At 64.8% G+C, this 17,461-nt stretch carries 17 protein-coding genes; 6 read left to right on the plus strand and 11 right to left on the minus strand.

Translation table 11 applies throughout. The features are described from left to right. Positions 1-116: 116 nt before the first annotated feature. The 8 genes from I6F17_RS33800 to soxX form a co-directional block, all read right to left on the minus strand. Positions 117-290 carry a hypothetical protein gene (locus I6F17_RS33800; protein ID WP_036026278.1) on the minus strand — a complete coding sequence of 58 codons (174 nt, stop codon included), beginning with the start codon at positions 288-290 and terminating at the stop codon, positions 117-119. 86 nt (positions 291-376) lie between these two features. Beyond that, entirely contained in the window at positions 377-1,414 is a 1,038-nt protein-coding gene (locus I6F17_RS33805; protein ID WP_225130285.1) for an MBL fold metallo-hydrolase, read from the minus strand. Between the two features lie 131 nt (positions 1,415-1,545). Further along, positions 1,546-3,297: a thiosulfohydrolase SoxB gene (soxB, locus tag I6F17_RS33810; RefSeq protein WP_225130286.1), complete on the minus strand. Its 1,752-nt coding sequence runs from the start codon at positions 3,295-3,297 to the stop codon at positions 1,546-1,548. Between the two features lie 52 nt (positions 3,298-3,349). Beyond that, a complete protein-coding gene (locus I6F17_RS33815; protein WP_036042510.1) occupies positions 3,350-3,655 on the minus strand; it encodes a hypothetical protein in 306 nt (101 codons plus the stop codon). After that, a complete protein-coding gene (gene soxA, locus I6F17_RS33820) occupies positions 3,652-4,515 on the minus strand; it encodes a sulfur oxidation c-type cytochrome SoxA (protein WP_036042509.1) in 864 nt (287 codons plus the stop codon). Before soxA ends, I6F17_RS33815 begins: the two co-directional genes overlap by 4 nt. Beyond that, entirely contained in the window at positions 4,515-4,826 is a 312-nt protein-coding gene (soxZ, locus tag I6F17_RS33825) for a thiosulfate oxidation carrier complex protein SoxZ (RefSeq protein ID WP_225130287.1), read from the minus strand. The genes soxA and soxZ overlap by 1 nt, the downstream gene beginning before the upstream one ends. Before the next feature lie 15 nt (positions 4,827-4,841). After that, complete coding sequence (gene soxY, locus I6F17_RS33830) at positions 4,842-5,339, minus strand: thiosulfate oxidation carrier protein SoxY (protein WP_225130288.1); 498 nt, start codon at positions 5,337-5,339, stop codon at positions 4,842-4,844. Between the two features lie 25 nt (positions 5,340-5,364). Continuing rightward, positions 5,365-5,721, minus strand: coding sequence for a sulfur oxidation c-type cytochrome SoxX (soxX, locus tag I6F17_RS33835; RefSeq protein WP_225130289.1), 357 nt, complete (start codon positions 5,719-5,721; stop codon positions 5,365-5,367). Between the two features lie 221 nt (positions 5,722-5,942). Between soxX and I6F17_RS33840 the strand changes: the two genes are divergently transcribed. After that, positions 5,943-6,617 (plus strand): DUF938 domain-containing protein, encoded by a 675-nt coding sequence (locus I6F17_RS33840; RefSeq protein WP_036042505.1) that lies wholly within the window; start codon positions 5,943-5,945, stop codon positions 6,615-6,617. A gap of 117 nt (positions 6,618-6,734) precedes the next feature. On the opposite strand, the gene I6F17_RS33845 is transcribed toward I6F17_RS33840, so the two are convergent. Continuing rightward, a complete protein-coding gene (locus tag I6F17_RS33845; RefSeq protein WP_225130290.1) occupies positions 6,735-8,801 on the minus strand; it encodes a prolyl oligopeptidase family serine peptidase in 2,067 nt (688 codons plus the stop codon). Between the two features lie 188 nt (positions 8,802-8,989). Here I6F17_RS33845 and I6F17_RS33850 point away from each other — a divergent pair, with 188 nt between their 5' ends. Further along, positions 8,990-10,237, plus strand: a complete 1,248-nt coding sequence (locus I6F17_RS33850) for an MFS transporter (protein ID WP_225130291.1) — start codon at positions 8,990-8,992, stop codon at positions 10,235-10,237. Between the two features lie 186 nt (positions 10,238-10,423). After that, positions 10,424-11,668, plus strand: coding sequence for an MFS transporter (locus I6F17_RS33855; RefSeq protein WP_225130293.1), 1,245 nt, complete (start codon positions 10,424-10,426; stop codon positions 11,666-11,668). A 76-nt stretch (positions 11,669-11,744) separates the two neighbouring features. Here the strand turns inward: I6F17_RS33855 and I6F17_RS33860 are convergent, their stop codons facing one another. Further along, positions 11,745-13,136: a M48 family metalloprotease gene (locus I6F17_RS33860; RefSeq protein ID WP_074448070.1), complete on the minus strand. Its 1,392-nt coding sequence runs from the start codon at positions 13,134-13,136 to the stop codon at positions 11,745-11,747. 134 nt (positions 13,137-13,270) lie between these two features. Next, entirely contained in the window at positions 13,271-14,041 is a 771-nt protein-coding gene (locus I6F17_RS33865; RefSeq protein WP_225113658.1) for a thermonuclease family protein, read from the minus strand. A gap of 399 nt (positions 14,042-14,440) precedes the next feature. Here I6F17_RS33865 and I6F17_RS33870 point away from each other — a divergent pair, with 399 nt between their 5' ends. The 3 genes from I6F17_RS33870 (at position 14,441) to I6F17_RS33880 (ending at position 17,324) form a co-directional block, all read left to right on the plus strand. Further along, positions 14,441-15,646 (plus strand): ABC transporter substrate-binding protein, encoded by a 1,206-nt coding sequence (locus tag I6F17_RS33870; protein WP_225130295.1) that lies wholly within the window; start codon positions 14,441-14,443, stop codon positions 15,644-15,646. Positions 15,647-15,783: 137 nt separating this feature from the next. Further along, positions 15,784-16,575, plus strand: a complete 792-nt coding sequence (locus tag I6F17_RS33875) for an enoyl-CoA hydratase (RefSeq protein ID WP_091959684.1) — start codon at positions 15,784-15,786, stop codon at positions 16,573-16,575. Between the two features lie 2 nt (positions 16,576-16,577). Next, the gene (locus I6F17_RS33880) at positions 16,578-17,324 is read left to right on the plus strand and encodes a hypothetical protein (RefSeq protein ID WP_225130297.1); all 747 of its coding nucleotides are present in this window, start codon (positions 16,578-16,580) and stop codon (positions 17,322-17,324) included. Positions 17,325-17,461: the final 137 nt, after the last annotated feature.

The raw sequence follows: 17,461 nt of genomic DNA on the forward strand, positions 1-17,461 counted from the left end.
CGATGGACCGGCAAACTATCGGGGCTGGCGGTTATTTGTCCATGAACGCAGGCGCATGGCAGGTAGTGCGGGTAGGGCTCCATCCCGCTAGCGCGCGATCAAAATCAACGTCCCCCTCAGAACGGCTCGTCGTCCGGGCCATAGCGGTCGCGCTTCGGCGTTGCGATGTCGCCGTCTTCGTAATCGTCGTCATCGGTCTGGGGCCGGCGCGGGGCTCTCTTCGCCTTGTTGTCCGCGGGCTTGTTCTCGGTGGTCTTGGGCGGCTCGCTCGGCTTGCCGGTCTTGGCCATGGCTGGTCCCGGATGGTGATGCTGCATCCGAATGTACCTGCCAAATATGTGCGGCGCCTGATTTATCTCAAGGGGCGACGAGATCGTCAGTGCACCACCGGCCCGCCTGCCTTCTTCCAGGCATCGAGGCCGCCGGCGATATGCGCGGTGTTGAGAAGCCCCGCCTCCTTTGCAGCCGCAACGGCCATCGCCGAGCGTTCGCCGAAGGCGCAGAAGAACACCACGCGCCGCCCGGTTGCGGCCGCGACCTCGCGCAGCATGCCGCCGGGCTTGAGGCTCTCCTCGACGGAGGGATACGGCGTGTGCAGCGCGCCTTCGAGCATGCCGTGCTTCATCCGCTCATTGGTCTCGCGCAAGTCCACCAGCAGGATGTCGGGCCGGCCGAGGCTGCGGATCGCCTCGATCGCGCTGAGCGCGCGGCCTTCCTTCTCCAGCTCTTCCTGATGCAGGCCGACATGCATGTTGGCGGGGATCGCCACGTCCATCATCTTCGGATTGGGCAGCTTCAGATTGGCCATCAGCTCGACATATTCGTCGACCGAGCGCACCTGGAGCCGCGGATTGTAGCGTCTTTCCTCGCCGATGGTGGAGACGGTGTCGCCCTTGTAGTCGTGGGCCGGAAACACCATCGTCTCGTCCGGCAGCTTCAAGAGGCGGTTGAAGATCGAATCGTATTGCGCGCGCGCCGAGCCGTTCTGGAAATCGGTGCGGCCGGTGCCGCGGATCAGCAGCGTGTCACCGGTGAAGACGCGGTCGCCCATCAAATAAGAATAGGAATCGTCGGTGTGGCCCGGCGTGTACATCACGTCGAGCGACAGGCCCTCGATCGTCACCTTGTCGCCGTCGGCCACCCGCATGGCGACGACGTCGGCCTTGGTCTGGTCGCCCATCACGGTCATGCAATGGGTGCGATCGCGCAGCTCGCCGAGGCCGGTGACGTGGTCGGCATGCAGATGCGTGTCCACCGCCTTGACCAGCTTGAGGTCGAGCTCGCGCAGCAATTGGCAGTAGCGGTCGACCTTCTCCAGCACGGGGTCGAGAATCAGCGCCTCGCCGCCGGGGCGGCTGGCGAGGACGTAGCTGTAGGTGCCCGAAACGCTGTCGAAGAGCTGTCGGAAGATCATGGCAGAACCCGGCTTGGAACTGACTTCCAAGATTCTACTACAATACGGGTCGGAAAGAGAAGTAATTCACTGCATGAGCAGAAAAATTTAGAAGATTATTATTATGGCCGCATGATCGCGGACAAAACACATCATCCCAGTCCTGCAATGCCTGGATTGCCTTCGACGCCTTTCAGCATCACGCCGGAGCCGAGCCGTTCGGGCATCATCCGGCCCGAGCGCAGATATTTGCCGACCACGTCCCACACCGGCGCGCCCTGCTGGCCGCTGACTGAGGCCCAGCCCGCGACCTTGTAGCGGTGGCTGGCGTTGAGCGCCTTGCCGCTGCCGAGCTTCAGCTCCGAGATGCGGCTGCCGATCGCAGCGTCCGGCGTGCAGGTGTAGCTGAGCCCGCCGGCACGGACCATGTCGCCGCCCTGCTGGTAGTAGGGATCGGCGTTGAAGAGGTTGTCGCAGACGTCCTCGAGCAGGTCCTTGATCTGGGCCCCCGTCATCTCCTGCACATAGGTCTCGGGATAGGTGATCGCGGTTTCCGCCAGCAGATCCTCCATGGTCATGGCCTGGCCGGACAGCGCGGTGACGCCCCAGCGGAAGCCCGGCGACAGCGCGATCTCGGTGTCGAGCTCGGTGCGCAGCGCAGTGCAGATCAGTTCGTCCATGGGCCCGGAGAAATTGCCGCGGCGATAAAGCAGCCGGTCGGGTGTCGCGATCTTTTCCGACCAGTCGGCCACGTGCGGTGCACGGACCCGGCCTATCAGCTCGGCCATCGCCGGATCAGGCTTCAGCAGCTCCGAATAGACCGGCAGCAGACGATATCTGGCATCGCTGACCTTGCCGCTGTCGAGCGCGAGGTCGAGCACGCCCAGAAATTTGCCGTTGGAGCCGGCATTGGTGACGAGCGTCGTACCACCTGCGTTCTTCACCGGCATGGGCTGCGGCACGGCATCATGGGAGTGGCCGCCGAGAATGACGTCGATGCCGGTAACCCGGCTGGCGAGCTTGAGATCCACGTCCATGCCGTTGTGCGACAGCAGCACGACGGCGTCGACCTTGTCGGTGCCGCGTAACGCATCGACATGCTTCTGCAGCTCCTCCTCGCGGATGCCAAAGCTCCAGTCCGGTGTAAACCTCCTGGGATGCGCGATCGGAGTGTAGGGAAAGGCCTGGCCGACGATTGCGATGCGATGCCCGCCGAGCTCCTTGATGACGGAAGGCTTGAACACGCGCCCAGTGGCCTTGTCGAAGGCGGGCGCGTCGTTGAACGCGGCCTCCTCGGTCAGGAACACGTTCTGCGCCAGGAACTCGCCCTTGAAGCGTTCGAGATTGTCGCGCAGCGCCTGCTCGCCATAGGTGAATTCCCAATGGCCCGTCATCGCCTCGATGCCGAGCAGATTGGCCACCTCGACCATGTCGCGGCCCTGCATCAGGTTGGCCAGCCCCGTGCCCTGCCAGAGATCGCCGCCGTCGACGAGCAGCGAACGCCGCTCGCCGACATCGGCGCGCAGGCGATCGACCAGCGTCTTCAGATGGGCAAAGCCACCGAGCTTGCCGAAGCGGCCTGCGGACTTCTCGAACTCGAAGCAGGTGAAGGCATAGGCATCGGCGCTGTCGGAGCGGATGCCGAAGCGCTCGAGAAAGGCCCGGCCGACCAGATGCGGCGGCCGTCCCGCCATCTCGCCGATGCCGATATTGACGCTGGGCTCGCGGAAATAGACCGGATTGAGCTGCGCATGCGTGTCGGTGATGTGCAGGATGCGCGCATTGCCGAACCGTTCGAGGTCGTAGATGCTGGCGGCGTCAGCGCCGCGGGCGAGCCGCGGCAGGCCAATCGTTGCCGCGGCAAGGCCTGCACCTTTCAGGAAATCGCGGCGGCGGATCGCCATTCAAGAATTCTCCGCGCCTCTCGTGGGGGGACTGCGTTCACCGCGGGGCAGTCTAGCGGATTTCCATCGCCTTCCAGGCTTCTTTTTCGGAAACAGCCTGGAAGATCGACGCCTTCGCCAGCGCTTCGGCTTCCCTGGCCGCGGCCACCGCACGGCCGAAATCGCCGCCATCGGCAGCCCTTTTCGCGGCCGCCAGCGCAGATACGGTCACCGTCCACTGGTTGCGCATGCCCGCCGCCTCCTTGGAGGCGGCTTCGGCGGCGGCATAGGCCGCCTTGTAGTCCGCCTCGCTCGCCGCGCGCGCGGATGGCGCAAGGCTCAAGGCGAGCAGCATGGCCAAGCCAAGTGACAGCTTCATGGCCGTGCTCCCGGTCCCGAGATCGGCAGGCCGTTGGCGACGTAGGACAGGAAATATTCGACGTCGCGATATTCATCAGCCTGCGGCTCCAGTGGAACCGCGCGGGTCTGGCTGTTGCAGGTAACGAAGCGGCGGCTGGTCGTGCCCATGCCGCTCCATTCGGAGCGGTAGATCGGCATCGCGTTGAGGATGCCGAGCGCCGGCGCCAGGGTCTCGGCGCGGATGCGCTCGCCCGGGCTCTGCACGTGGCAGCTCGCGCAGGAGAAATTCATCTGGCCGCGCCGCGTGTAGAAATAGCGCTTGCCGTTCTCGTACGCCGCCAGCGCGCGGGGATCGTCGGGTATCTTGATGTCCATCAGCTTGCCGCGCGAGGTGTAGGCCATGTAGGCGGTGAGCGAGGCCATCTCGTCCTTGATGTAGGAATAGGGCGCCTCGCCATTGGCCTCGCGGCAGCGGTTGAGCGCGAGCTCCAGCGTGATGACCTTGCCTTCCCCGCTGTCGAAGTACGGATAGTTCTGGCGGATGCCGATGCCGCCGTTCGGGAAGCAGTCGGCATAGGTCTTGCCGTTCTTGAACGGGGTCGAGAACATCTCCTTGCCGGCCTCGAGCGCGAACTCGTAAGGCGGAAATTCCTCCTTCTCCTGCCACTGCCGCTTCATGTCCTCGTTCATGGAATACGGACCGTTGACGAAATCCTCGTGCTTCACGTTCGGAAACTTCTGGAAGAAGAAGTTCTGGAACGCCCTGGCATCGGCAACGGGATCGACCTTGTCGGCCGCGACCACGTCCGGAGAGGTAAGGGCGAGCGCGACGAGCGCGGCGACGAGCGAGGCAAGCGGGATGTGGATGCGGGCGTTCATCACGCGATCTTCGCGGTGATCGTATCCGAGCCGCCCTTGTTGTCGGTCCAGGAGATTTTGAGCTCGTCGCCCTTCTTGGCGCCCTTGAAGCTGAACTTGACGTAGGGATCCTTGGAGACCGCTGTGCCCCAATCGGCGACGAACACGTCCTTGCCGTCACACTCGAACTTCAGCTGCTGGATGAAATGCGCCGGGATCAACTCGCCCTTGGAGTCCTTGACGAGGCCGGTGTCCATGGGGTGCTGGATCAGCGTCTGCACCTCGGTGATGTCGCCGGTCGACGTTGCGCGCACGCGAATGCTGGATGCCATGTCGAACTGCCTCGCTTAGCCGCCGCAACCGCCGACGGTGACCTTGACCTCCTTGGTCGCGCTGTAGAGCTTGCCGTCGGCCTCTACGATCGCGGTCAATTTGGTGGTCCTGGCCATCTTCAGCCGGTTGGCGACGGCAGGGATCGTGCCATCGGGAATCCTGTAGCTGGCCGCCAGCGCGTTCGGGTTCTCCGCCACGAAGAACGAGATCGAGGTGACCTTGTCCAGCGTCGTCGTCACCGAGATCGGCACGACGCCGCCGTTCTCGGCGATCTCCGGCGCATCCAGCTTGACCTTGTCCGACGGCTCGGCGGCCTTGCCGTAGAGCGCCTTGATCGCATCCGCCTCGCTCTTCTGCCTGAAGGCCTCTTCCGGATATTTGTCGTTCGCCGCGGCGCGCGCGGGCGCGAACGGCAGATTGCCGAGGCCGAGCAGCGCCACGGAGGCAGCGCCCTGAAGGATCAGGCGCCGCGTCGGATGAGGCCTCCAATGAGGCTTGGGGGTCGTGGTCATCTCAAATCTCCTGGGCCGCCGGCGGCTACAGCGTCTGCAGGAAATCAACGATCGCGTCGATCTCCTGTTCGGTCAAAATCCGGTTCCGGCCGAACGGCGGCATCATGGTTTGCGGATTGCGCTTGGTCTCGTCGAAGATGATCGCGGTGAGCTCGCTGCGATCGGGGTATTTGGCCTTTATGTCCTTCAGCTCCGGTCCGATCGTCCCCGGCAGGTCGCCGCCTTTCATGACGTGGCAGGTGAGGCAATTGCCCTTGCCGCGGTCGAAGGCGAGCTTCTGGCCCTCCGTCACGGTGGATTGCGCCTCCGCCGGGGTCATGGCCGCGCCGGCGAGGAGGGCCAGCGCAGCAAGCAGAGCGGGCTTGCGAGGAAAGGCGGTCAAGGCATCGTCCGGGCGTTATCTCGATGATCTCGTTTGCGGAATTGTTCAAAAGCACAAAGGCCATCGCCTGACAATCAAGACTATGCACGCGGTGAAATGGAGTTAATATCCTGCGCATTGCAACTGACGAGATAGTTCGTTCATTCGGATGGGCGTGAACTAGCAGATTATTCTCGGACGTTTGGCCGCCTTTTCTGGTTCGCATTTTTTGGGGACGTCACTTGGCTGAATATGTGGTCGAATTTGGCAGGGATGGCGGACGGGTCGAGCCGGATGGCCGGCTCGATGCGCCGGCCTTCCATCGCAATCACGAACCGATCTGGGCGGCGCTGGAAAAGCATCTCGCGGATGCGACCGGCAGCGTCGTGGAACTCGGCAGTGGAACCGGGCAGCACGTGGTGCATTTCGCCCGCCACACGCCGGGCCTGATCTGGTGGCCGAGCGATCTCAACCAGCGCCACCTCAAGAGCATCGAAGCCTGGCGCGTGCATGCCGGCCTGCCGAACATCCGCCCACCCCTGCGCATCGATCTCACCGATCCCGACTGGTGCCCGGAAATGAAAAGCGGGCAGGGGCCGACCAGCCTCGCGGCCGTGTTCTGCGCCAATGTCATTCACATCGCGCCCTGGGCCGTGGCCGAAGGCCTGTTCGCCGGCGCCGGGCGTTATCTGCGCCGCGACGGCAAGCTGTTCCTCTACGGCCCCTTCAAGCGCGACGGCAAGCATACCGCGCTCAGCAATGCGGTGTTCGACACCTCCTTGCGCGAGGGCAATCCCGAATGGGGCGTGCGCGACGTCGCCGATGTCGAGAAGCTGGCGAAGGCGGCAGGCCTCGGCCTCCTCGATACGATCGAGATGCCCGCGAACAATCTGACGCTGGTGTTTGCAAGAGGCTAGGAGGTCGTCATGCCCGGGCTTGTCCCGGGCATCCACGTTCTTCGGGCGGTAAGGCAAGGCGTGGATGGCCGGGTCAAGCCCGGCCATGACGATGTGGAGACGTCAGCGCACCCAACTCTAGGCTTCATCCCGCCACCCGATGTTCTCCTTCAAGAACCGATAGCCCAGCACCTCGAAACCGGCGCGCTCCTTGTTGTCCTTGCCGTAGCCGTGGCCGCCTGCGGGCGGCTCGTAGAACCAGGCCTCATAGCCCATGGCCTGCAGCTTTGCCGCCATCTTGCGGGCATGGCCGGGATGGACGCGGTCGTCGCGCCGCGTGGTCGCAATCAGGATCGGTGGGTAGGACTGACCGTCCTTGACGTTGTGATAGGCGGAATAGGTCTTCAGCCATTCCCATTCGTCGGGCTTGTCGGGATCGCCATATTCCGCGATCCAGCTCGCGCCGGCGAGCAGCCTGGTGTAGCGGCGCATGTCGATCAGCGGGATGGTACAGAACAATGCGCCGAAACGCTCGGGGTAGCGTACCAGCATGTTGGTGATGAGGATGCCGCCGTTCGATCCGCCCTGCGCGGCGATGCGCTTCGCGCTCGTCACGCCGCGGCGGACGAGATCGGCCGCGACCGCGGCGAAATCGTCGTGCGAGAGCGTCTTGCCGGCGAGCCGGCCGGCATCGTGCCAGCGCGTGCCGAACTCGCCGCCGCCGCGCAGATTCGCCTGCACCGTGGTGCCGCCGCGCTCCAGCCAGAGCTTGCCGAGCGAGGAATTGTAGTACGGCTTCACTGCGAGGCCGAAGCCGCCATAGGCGCTCATATAGACCGGCGCGTTGCCGGTTTCGCCGGCGGGACCGGTCTGCACATAGGGAATGCGCTCGCCGTCGATCGAGATCGCCTCGTGCTGCGTCACTTTGAGGCCGTCAGCGGTGAACGTCTTCGGCGCCTGCTTCAGCACGATCGGGCTTGCGACGCCGCGCTCGATCAGCAGCAGCGCCGGCGGTGTCAGCGGATCCTGCACATTGGCGAGCAGATCGCCATTGCTCTCCGATGCATGGCGGTCGAGCGGCCAGACATCGACGACGCCGATCTGCGGCAGGCCGCCAAGTATCTCGCGGCTCCAGCTAGTGGCAGACGGTGTGCAGATCTCGAAGCGAGGTTTGAGCTCGTCGAGAATCGACAGCACCAGCTTTCCTGCCGCCCAGAACAACCCTTGCAACGCGCGCCGCGGTGCGGGCTCGAACAGGACGACAAAATCGCGGCTGCCGGCGAGGAAGGCCGAGAGCGAGATGCCGAGCACGGTGTCGGTGACATAGGTCCGGCCATCGACCTGCCAGTCCTTGCGTAGCTTCATCGCGAACCAGTCGCCATGCGCCTGCATCCAAATCCCGGTCGGCAGATCGAGCTTCGTCGTCGTGCCGGCCGCATCGCGCAGCCAGATGGCGTGGTTGAAGAAGTCGATCTGGTCGACGATCCAGACCCGGGGCGCCGCTCCGGTGTCGTCGGCCAAGCCATAGATCACCATGTGATCGGCGGTGGTCCCGATGACCATCTGTGCCTGATCGACCGGTTGGCCGCGCCGCCACAGGCGGACGGTGCGCGCATAGCCCGAGCTCGTTGCCATGTCCTCGCCATGCGCGCTTGACAGCAGCAGCGTGTCGGCATCGAGCCAGTCGACGCCGCCTTTCGCTTCCGGCAGCGCAAAGCCGTTCGCCACGAAACTTTTCGTGGCGAGGTCGAATTCCCGCAAGGTGACGGCGTCGCTGCCGCCGCGCGACAGGCTCAGGATCGCCCGCGAGCTTCCCGGCATCGTGGCGATACCGCTAAGCAACCAGTCCTCGTCTTCGCTTCTCGCGAGCTGGTCGATGTCCAGCATGGTCTCCCATGCCGGATCGGCTTTACGAAATTCCGCAAGCGAAGTCCGCCGCCACAGGCCGCGCGGGTTGGCGGCATCTTTCCAGAGATTGTGCAGGTCGTTGCCGCGCCGGCTGACATAGGGAATGTTGTCAGGTCGGTCGTAGATCGCCGCGAGGATGTCGCGATCGTGCTCGAAGGCCTTGCCGCCGAACGCGGCGAGCGTCAGGCTGTTCTGCCGCTCGACAAAATCGAGCGCCTGCCGGCCCTCGATGTCCTCCAGCCACAGCCAGGGATCGTCGTCGGGCGCTTGAAGCGTGGGCCTGTCGTCGACGGACATGAAGGTAACTCCCGGGAAGATCGCGGCGGATAGGATTTGATCGAGCGCAAGCCGTCAAGGGTGCGCAGCGTTATCATTCCAGCGATTGCGTCAGGGGCATGGCCTGCGCCCGTTTGCGCCGGTTGCCGGCCCTCACTCACCCCTCCATAGTGCCGCGAATCAACAGAGCCCTTTAGGCGGAAATGCCGATGCTGGACGTGACTGCCGCCAATGAGATCGCCGACGATGCCCGCGTGCGCGCCAACGTGGTGCGCCTCGCCGCCGCGCAGGCGCTGACCGGCGCCAACTCGGCGGTGATCTTCGCCACCGGCGCGATCGTCGGCGCCACGCTCGCGCCGGACATGTCATTCGCGACCGTGCCGATCTCGATGTATGTGGTCGGGCTCGCCGCCGGCACGCTGCCGACCGGCGCGATCTCGCGCCGCTTCGGCCGCCGCGCCGCCTTCGTCATCGGCACCGGTCTCGGTACGCTCACCGGCCTGCTCGGCTCGTTCGCGATCCTGCGCGGCTCGTTCGCGCTGTTTTGTCTGGCGACCTTCCTCGGCGGTCTCTACGGCGCGGTGGCGCAATCCTATCGCTTCGCAGCCGCCGATGGCGCCAGTGCGGCCTACCGGCCCAAGGCCGTGTCCTGGGTGATGGCGGGCGGCGTGTTCGCCGGCGTGCTCGGTCCGCAGCTTGTGCAATGGACCATGGATGTCTGGCAGCCTTATCTGTTCGCCTTCAGCTTCCTGGTGCAGGCCGCCGTGGCGCTGATCGCGATGGGCATCGTCGCCGGCGTCGATATGCCGAAGCCCGCGCCGGCCGATCTGCACGGCGGCCGGCCGCTGCTCGCGATCGTGGCGCAGCCGCGCTTCATCGCGGCAGCGCTGTGCGGCGTCATCTCCTATCCCATGATGAACCTGGTCATGACCTCGGCGCCGCTCGCGATGAAGCTGTGCGGCCTGTCCGTGTCCGATTCCAATTTCGGCCTGCAATGGCACATCGTTGCGATGTACGGGCCGAGCTTCTTCACGGGCACGCTGATCGCGCGCTTCGGCGCTCCGAAGATCGTCGCCGCCGGCCTGCTGCTGGAAGCGGGCGCCGCCATCATCGGTCTCTCCGGCCTCACGGCGATGCATTTCTGGGCGACGCTGATCGTGCTCGGCGTAGGCTGGAATTTCTCCTTCATCGGCGCCTCCGCGTTGGTGCTGGAGACGCATCGCCCGCAGGAGCGCAACAAGGTGCAGGCCTTCAACGATTTCCTGGTGTTCGGCATGATGGCGATCGGCTCGTTCTCATCGGGCCAGCTGCTCGCCAATTACGGCTGGTCCGCGGTGAACCTCGTGGTGTTCCCGCCGGTGGTGCTGGGCCTTGCGGTGCTCTCGCTGGTCTCCTGGGCGAAGCGCCGCAAGGCGCGGCTGGAGGCGGCCATGGGCGAATTCCCCGACGCCGTGTGAGTGGCGGGAGGTTGTCAGCAGCGTTGACACTTCGATCCAGGTCGAAGTGATTTTCTGAGGAAGGTTATTTAGATGTCGTCATGGCCGGGCTTGTCCCGGCCATCCACGTCTTTGCGACGTCGGAAGAAGAACGTGGATGCCCGGAACAAGTCCGGGCATGACGGAGCAAAACAAACGGCAGATGAAATGCTCGATAATCCTCAGACCCCAGCGACCGACGAATCCTCGCTCCGCTATGAAGGCTGGCGCATCGTCGCGGTCTGCTTCCTGCTCGCCACCTTCGGCTGGGGGCTCGGCTTCTACGGCCAGAGCGTCTATGTCGCCGAGCTGCAGCGCGCACGGGGCTGGCCGGCCTCCCTGATCTCCTCCGGCACCACGTTCTTCTATTTGTTCGGCGCGCTGCTGGTCGTCTTCGTCGGCGAGGCCGTGCGGAAATACGGTCCACGGCTCAGCCTGATCGCCGGGACGCTGGCGATGGCGTCCGCCGCGGTCGCGATCGGCGCGGTGCGCGAGCCCTGGCAGCTCTATCTCGCCAATGCCGTGCTCGCCTTCGGCTGGGCCGGCACCAGTCTCGGCATGATCACCAACACGATCAGCCTGTGGTTCGACCAGAAGCGCGGCATGGCGATCAGTCTCGCGCTCAACGGCGCCAGCTTCGGCGGCATCGCCGGCGTGCCGCTGCTGGTGGCATTGATCGGCCATATCGGCTTTGCCGGTGCGATGTACGCCGCCGCCGGCGCCATGCTGATCCTGCTCGTGCCGGTCATCCTCCTTCTCGTCGGCCGCCCGCCCGATCGCCACGGGTGGCAGGCGGCGGCGAAGGCGAAGCCGCAATCATCGACTGAGATCCGCGCCTGGGCGCTGCGGGACGCCGGCTTCCTCACGGTGACGATCGCCTTCGCCCTGGTGCTGTTCGCTCAGGTCGGCTTCATCGTGCATCTGATCTCGTTCCTCGATCCCGTGATCGGACGCGAGCGCGCCGCCGTGGCCGTCGCAGTGCTGACTGCGATGGCGGTGGTCGGCCGCGTGCTGTTCTCGCTGGTGATCGACCGCATCAATCAGCGCCTCGCGTCCGCGCTGTCGTTCCTCAGCCAGGCCGCCGCGCTTCTCGTCGTCGTCAACCTGCACAACGATTACGTGCTGATCGCGGCCTGCGCCGTGTTCGGCTTTTCGGTCGGCAACCTCATCACGCTGCCCTCGCTCATCGTGCAGCAGGAGTTCGACTCCGCCGCCTTCGGCGTGCTGATCAGCCTCAACACCGCGATCAACCAGGTGACCTACGCGTTCGGTCCCGGCGTGGTCGGTTTCCTGCGCGATCTCTCCGGCGGCTATACGCTGCCCTTCTATCTCTGCATCGCGCTGGAGGTGATGGCGACGGCGCTGATCATGGTGCGGGGGAAGCGGCGGGCAAACTTCTCTTCAGCGGGATGAGACGCGCTGGAGCGGCGTCAGAGCATGATCCGGAAAAGTGTGTAGCGGTTTTCCGATACGATCATGCTCAAACAAATTAGTCCGCCACGATCTTGACGCGGTCGCGCACCTTCACCTGCGCGGTGCGATCGAGGCCGTTCAGTACGCGGAAGCGCTCGGCGGGATGGTCGACGCCGGCCATGCGGTGGGAGAGCGACTCCACGGTATCGCCGGGCTGCACAGTGATGACCTTGATGCGCAGCGGGCGCGCGGCCTGGATTTCCTCCAGCGTCAGCCGCCGGAACGAGTTGACGGTCTCGCGCGCATTCCGCTCGCTCTCGGTCGATTTCTGCCGTGCCGCGAAGATGAAGCGATAGACGTCGCTGCCGAAGCGCAGCGCATAGACCTTGAACTGCCACTGGTCGCCCTTGGCGGTGGCGGACGCCGCTGGAAAACCGTTGACGGTGAGATCCTCGGTCGAAGCCTTCTCGACGCCTTCCATCCAGCCGGAATTGAGGTAGTCGCCGAGCGACTGTTCGGCCGGCACGCGCACGACGTCGAAGCGCATCGCCTGCGCGCCGCCCTCGCGGACGCCGATCACGGCCTGCGCGGTGTTGTCGAGCGTGAAATTGTCCGGCGCCTGGAAGGTGAAGCCGAGCTTCGGATGCAGGAAGCGCCGGCCGCGGACAAAACCTTCGCTCGGGTCTTCGCCATAGACGAGGTTGTCGATCGCGGCGAGATAGCTTTCGCGATCGCGCTCGGCGCCTTCAGGCGCGGTGTATTGGCGGGCAATGTTCTGCGCGTTCTGGACGCGTTCCGGAGTTGCCGGATGCGACGAGGTGAAATCCTGCGCGCGCGGATCGAGCGAGCTCTTGCCGGCCTTCAGCTCGGCATTTCGCTCCATCGCGGACAGGAAGCGCGCCGCGCCGTACGGGTCGAAATGCGCCTTGGCGGAGATGCCGACGCCGATGCCGTCGGCCTCGAACTCCTGCTTGCGCGAGAAGCTCGCCATGGTGAGCTTGGTCTTGGCCAGCGCCAGCGCGGTGAGGTCGGGATCGTTGCTCATGTCGGTGACGACGCGGGTGACGATCGCGGCCTGGCGGGCCTGGTCCTCGCGCATTGCCGCGTGCTTGGACAGCACATGCGCCATCTCGTGGCTGAGCACGGAGGACAATTCGGAGGTGTCGCTGGCGAGCGCGAGCAGGCCGCGCGTGACATAGAGCTGGCCGTTGGGCAGCGCGAAGGCGTTCACCGCCCCGGAATTGAGGATGGTCACCTTGTAGCCCTGGTCGGGCCGCTCGGAGGCCGCGACCAGCCGGTCGACGGTCTTGCTGACGAGCGCCTCGAGCTTGGGATCGTCATAGGTCCCGCCATAGCTCGCCAGGATGCGCTCGTGCTCCTTCTCGGTGGCCGGGGTTTGGGCGACGGCGGGCTTCGGCTTCGGCATCGCGACGGCTGCCGGGGTCGCCGCAGTCTGGAACCGGCCCATATCGCCGCAGCCAGCGAGAAGTCCGCCCAGCGCAAGGCAAAGCGCGGCCGGCGCAGCCCGCAGGCGGCGGCAATCGCCCAGTCCGTGCCGTTCTAGCACCCCATTCACGTCGTTTAACCCGTGCCCGGCCTGTCTTAAGGCCTTACCCCTGTCGGCTCGTTTGCGCCCAGCAACTCGATCTGCCCCACGAGGCGTACATCGATGCGTGGCCCCGTATTCCCCTCAACCCAGCCCCGAACGCGAATACGCCGATTCTCCAGGGACTTAAGGGCCATACCAGCGCTTTCGAACGCCGCTAGCGTGCGCTTTGAAATAGTCACGGCAAAGCCGCGTGTCCAGTTTCGTCCGAAGTTGAGGTAGGTCGTTGCCCCAGCTTGCCGGACCGACAGGACTTTGCCTTCGACCACCGTAAAGCGCCCGATCTCCGCCAAAATATCGTCCGGACTTTCCGCGTTTTTTATGGCCGACGGGTCAGCCCAGCTGCCCATTTTTTGGCGCCGCGCCGCAGCTTCGGACGCCATCAGGGCGGCCGCGCAGTCCTTGTCCAGGATCTCGGCGGAGGCGATGGCATCGCCCCGAGCGAGCAGCATGGCCTGCACCGAGATGTCGCCTTCGCCGATGAAGACAAGCGCACTCTGGCGGCCGTAGCGATCAGGCGTGTCGTCAGCGCTCCGCAGCATCACGTCGTGGCCGGCGAGCAGCGAGGTCAGCGCCTGCTTCGTGGTCGCGGTCGGCGCGATGCCGCTGAGGCGGATCTCGCGCCCGTCATCGAGCCGCACGCTGCGCGCATCGACGATGGCAGCGACGCGGCCTTCGCCTTGGGACTCGAACTGGCAGGGGCCCGCGAATGCCGAGCTACTTGCGACGAGAAGACATGCGACGATGAAGCGAAGCCGTTGCGTCACGTGATCCGGAGAGGTTGCATTGCGGCCAGACTTTAACTCATGCGTGGTGAGACGCGAAGGGGCTTTCTCACACCCTTCATTGCGAGGAGCTCTTCGCGACGAAGCAATCCAGACTGTTTCCGCGGACGCATTTCTGGATTGCTTCGCGGAGCCTGTCATCGGGCCGCGCTTCGCGCGGACCCGTTGGCTCGCAATCACAATGCGGGGACAGCTTCCGTCCTCGCGGCATTCCGCTTTGCGGAAAGCGCGCATTGATCATTCATCTGCATCGCACCTGCGCTTGCTGCGCTCTTGCGCATGCGGCATGATTGCGGCAACAGCGAATAGCCAAGAGCAATAACCCAAGAGCAATAACCAAGCCGCCATCAGAGCACGGCGCGATAAGGGAGGTCGTTTTCGATGAAGACTATTTTGTCCGGCATTTTTGCCGCCGCGTTTGCCCTCAATGCGAGCGCCGCACAGGCTCAGGACAAGCCGCCGCTGAAGATCGGCGGCATCCTCGACATGTCGAGCCTTTATGCAGATATCACCGGCTCCGGCAGCGAGACTGCGGCGAAGATGGCGGTCGAGGATTTCGGCGGCGAGGTGCTGGGACGCAAGATCCAGGTGCTGGCGGCCGACCATCTCAACAAGGCCGATCTCTCCGCCAACATTGCCCGCGACATGCTCGATAATCAGGGTGTCGAGATGATCTACGACGTCGCGGCCTCCGCGACCGCGCTTGCCGCCGGCGAGATCGCGAAAGCGCGCAACAAGATCATCATGTTCAACGGGCCGGGCTCGATCCGTCTCAGCAACGAGGCCTGCGGTCCCTACACCATCCACTACGTGTTCGACACCTATGGCCAGGCCAACGTAACCGGTCTTGCGGCGGTGAAATCTGGTCTCGACAGCTGGTTCTTCCTCACCGCCGACTACGCCTTCGGCCAGGATCTGGAGAAGGACACCAGCGCGGTCGTGACCAAGACCGGCGGCAAGGTGCTCGGTGCCGTCCGCCATCCGCTCAACACGTCGGATTTCTCGTCCTTCCTGCTCCAGGCCCAGGCCTCCAAGGCCAAGGTGATCGGCCTCGCGAATGCCGGCGGCGACACCATCAACGCCATCAAGCAGGCGGCGGAGTTCGGCATCACCAAGGGCGGCCAGAAGGTCTCGCCGCTGCTCGCCTTCGTCACCGATATCGACTCGATCGGGCTCGAGACCGCGCAGGGCCTGCTGCTCGCGGAAGCGTTTTACTGGGATCTCAACGACGACACGCGTGCGTTCTCGAAGCGGTTCATGGAGCGCACCAAGCGGGTGCCGACCTCGGCCCAGGCCGGAGTCTATTCCTCCATCACGCATTACCTGAAAGCCGTGAAGGCCGCCGGCACGACCGACGCCGCGGCGGTGATCAAGGTGATGAAGGAGACGCCGATCAATGACTTCTTCGCCAAGAATGGCAAGATCCGCGAGGACGGCCGCATGATCCACGACATGTACCTGTTCGAGGTGAAGAAGCCGTCGGAATCCAAGGGCCGCTGGGACGATTACAAGTTGCTCGCCACCGTCCCCGGCAACGAGGCGTTCCAGCCGCTGGAGCAGTCGCGCTGCCCGCTGGTGAAGAAGTGACGCGAGGCGTCATCCCGGGGCGCGCCTCTTGGCGCGAGCCCGGGATCCATAACCACCATCCTGAGTATGGATTCCGGGCTCGCGCCAAGAGGCGCGCCCCGGAATGACGGAGCAAAATCGAAAACGAGAGGCACCTCATGAGCAACGACATGGTCCTGCAAAAGCTCGAAGGCGGGCTGCTCACCATCACGATGAACCGGCCGGAGCGGAAGAACGCGCTCAATCCCGAGATGGTCGCCGGGCTGGTCGAGGCGGCACGGCGCGCGGCTGATGATCCCGAGGTGCGGGCGGTGCTGTTCAAGGGCGCCGGCGGCTCCTTCTGTGTCGGCGGCGATGTCAAGTCGATGGCAGCAGGGCGCGCGCCGCTGCCGTTCGAGCAGAAGCTCGCAAATCTGCGCCGCGGCATGGAGGTCTCGCGCATTCTGCATCAGATGCCGAAGCCCGTGGTGGCGCAGCTCGACGGCGCAGCGGCCGGTGCCGGCCTCTCGATGGCGCTGTCCTGCGACCTGCGGATCGCCTCCGAATCCTGCAAGATCACCACAGCCTTTGCCAAGGTCGGCTTCTCCGGCGACTACGGCGGCACCTATTTCCTGACTCAGCTGCTCGGCAGCGCGCGGGCGCGCGAGCTCTATCTGATGTCGCCGGTGCTCACCGCGAAGGAGGCACATGCGATCGGCATGGTGACGAAGGTCGTGCCCGACGCCGAGATCGACGCGGCCGCGCACGAGCTCGCGCTGTCGCTGGCGCAAGGGCCGTCGATCGCGCTCGGCTTCATCAAGCGCAACATCAACAACGCCGAGCACCTGGCGCTGGAGGATTGCTTCGACGGCGAGGCGATCCATCACACCCGTTGCGGCGACACCGAGGATCACAAGGAGGCGGCCAAGGCCTTCGTCGAGAAGCGCAAGCCGACCTTTAGGGGCGCATGACCATGGCGCCCTATATCCGGCTGCGTCAGATCTGCCTGGTCGCCCCGCAGCTCGAGCCCGTCATCACGGATATCGGTCGGATCATGGGTCTCGCCGTCTGCTACCGCGACGGCAATGTCGCCAAATACGGCCTGGAGAACGCGCTGCTCCCGGTCGACACGATCCTGCTGGAGGTGGTCGCGCCGTTCAAGGACGGCACCACGGCCGGCCGCTTCATCGAGAAGACCGGCGGCCGCGGCGGCTACATGGCGATCTTCTGCTGCGACGATCCGGACGAGCGCGGCCGCAACGCCAATGCGCTCGGCGTGCGCACCGCCAATGTCATCGACCACGCGCCGTATCACGGCATCCAGCTCCACCCCCGCGACTGCCGCGCCGCCTTCATCGAGTTCAATCACACCGAAGGCAGCGACGACATCCTCGGGCCGTATCCTCCGGCGGGACCGGACTGGCAGAAATTCATCCGCAAGGATGTGACCGAGGCGCTGACGGCGGTAGAGATGCAGAGCCCGGATCCCGCGGGGCTCGCCGAGCACTGGGGCAAGATCATCGGCGTCCCGCCTGAAGGCACCGAACTGAGGCTGCCCAACGCGACCTTCCGCTTCGTTAAGGGCGCCAGCGAGATCATGAGTGCGCTGGAGTTTCGGGTGGCTGACGTGGCGCAGGTGCTGCATACAGCCAAGGCCAAGGGGCTCGCGGTTGCGGGCAACGAGTTTCTGCTGGGCGGAGTGACGTTCCGCGTGAGTTGAGCGACTCATGCGTAGCAACCATTAAAGCGGGCGCCCGATTGCCTTGAGCATGACGCCGCGCTTGCGACCGTCAAGGCGTGGCCTGGCGGCAGCGGGTATGAGGCGAGAGCAGAGCGACGGCCAGCCTTGACGGCCGC

This window comes from Bradyrhizobium sp. NBAIM18 (assembly GCF_020193825.1).
Classification (GTDB): Bacteria; Pseudomonadota; Alphaproteobacteria; order Rhizobiales; family Xanthobacteraceae; genus Bradyrhizobium; species Bradyrhizobium yuanmingense.

Bases quoted from the DNA above. Each gene is read 5' to 3' on its own strand.
- I6F17_RS33800 (WP_036026278.1), bottom strand. From the start codon at position 290: ATGGCCAAGACCGGCAAGCCGAGCGAGCCGCCCAAGACCACCGAGAAC.
- I6F17_RS33805 (WP_225130285.1), bottom strand. From the start codon at position 1,414: ATGATCTTCCGACAGCTCTTCGACAGCGTTTCGGGCACCTACAGCTAC.
- soxB (WP_225130286.1), bottom strand. From the start codon at position 3,297: ATGGCGATCCGCCGCCGCGATTTCCTGAAAGGTGCAGGCCTTGCCGCG.
- I6F17_RS33815 (WP_036042510.1), bottom strand. From the start codon at position 3,655: ATGAAGCTGTCACTTGGCTTGGCCATGCTGCTCGCCTTGAGCCTTGCG.
- soxA (WP_036042509.1), bottom strand. From the start codon at position 4,515: ATGAACGCCCGCATCCACATCCCGCTTGCCTCGCTCGTCGCCGCGCTC.
- soxZ (WP_225130287.1), bottom strand. From the start codon at position 4,826: ATGGCATCCAGCATTCGCGTGCGCGCAACGTCGACCGGCGACATCACC.
- soxY (WP_225130288.1), bottom strand. From the start codon at position 5,339: ATGACCACGACCCCCAAGCCTCATTGGAGGCCTCATCCGACGCGGCGC.
- I6F17_RS33845 (WP_225130290.1), bottom strand. From the start codon at position 8,801: ATGTCCGTCGACGACAGGCCCACGCTTCAAGCGCCCGACGACGATCCC.
- I6F17_RS33850 (WP_225130291.1), top strand. From the start codon at position 8,990: ATGCTGGACGTGACTGCCGCCAATGAGATCGCCGACGATGCCCGCGTG.
- I6F17_RS33855 (WP_225130293.1), top strand. From the start codon at position 10,424: ATGCTCGATAATCCTCAGACCCCAGCGACCGACGAATCCTCGCTCCGC.
- I6F17_RS33860 (WP_074448070.1), bottom strand. From the start codon at position 13,136: ATGGGCCGGTTCCAGACTGCGGCGACCCCGGCAGCCGTCGCGATGCCG.
- I6F17_RS33870 (WP_225130295.1), top strand. From the start codon at position 14,441: ATGAAGACTATTTTGTCCGGCATTTTTGCCGCCGCGTTTGCCCTCAAT.
- I6F17_RS33875 (WP_091959684.1), top strand. From the start codon at position 15,784: ATGAGCAACGACATGGTCCTGCAAAAGCTCGAAGGCGGGCTGCTCACC.
- I6F17_RS33880 (WP_225130297.1), top strand. From the start codon at position 16,578: ATGGCGCCCTATATCCGGCTGCGTCAGATCTGCCTGGTCGCCCCGCAG.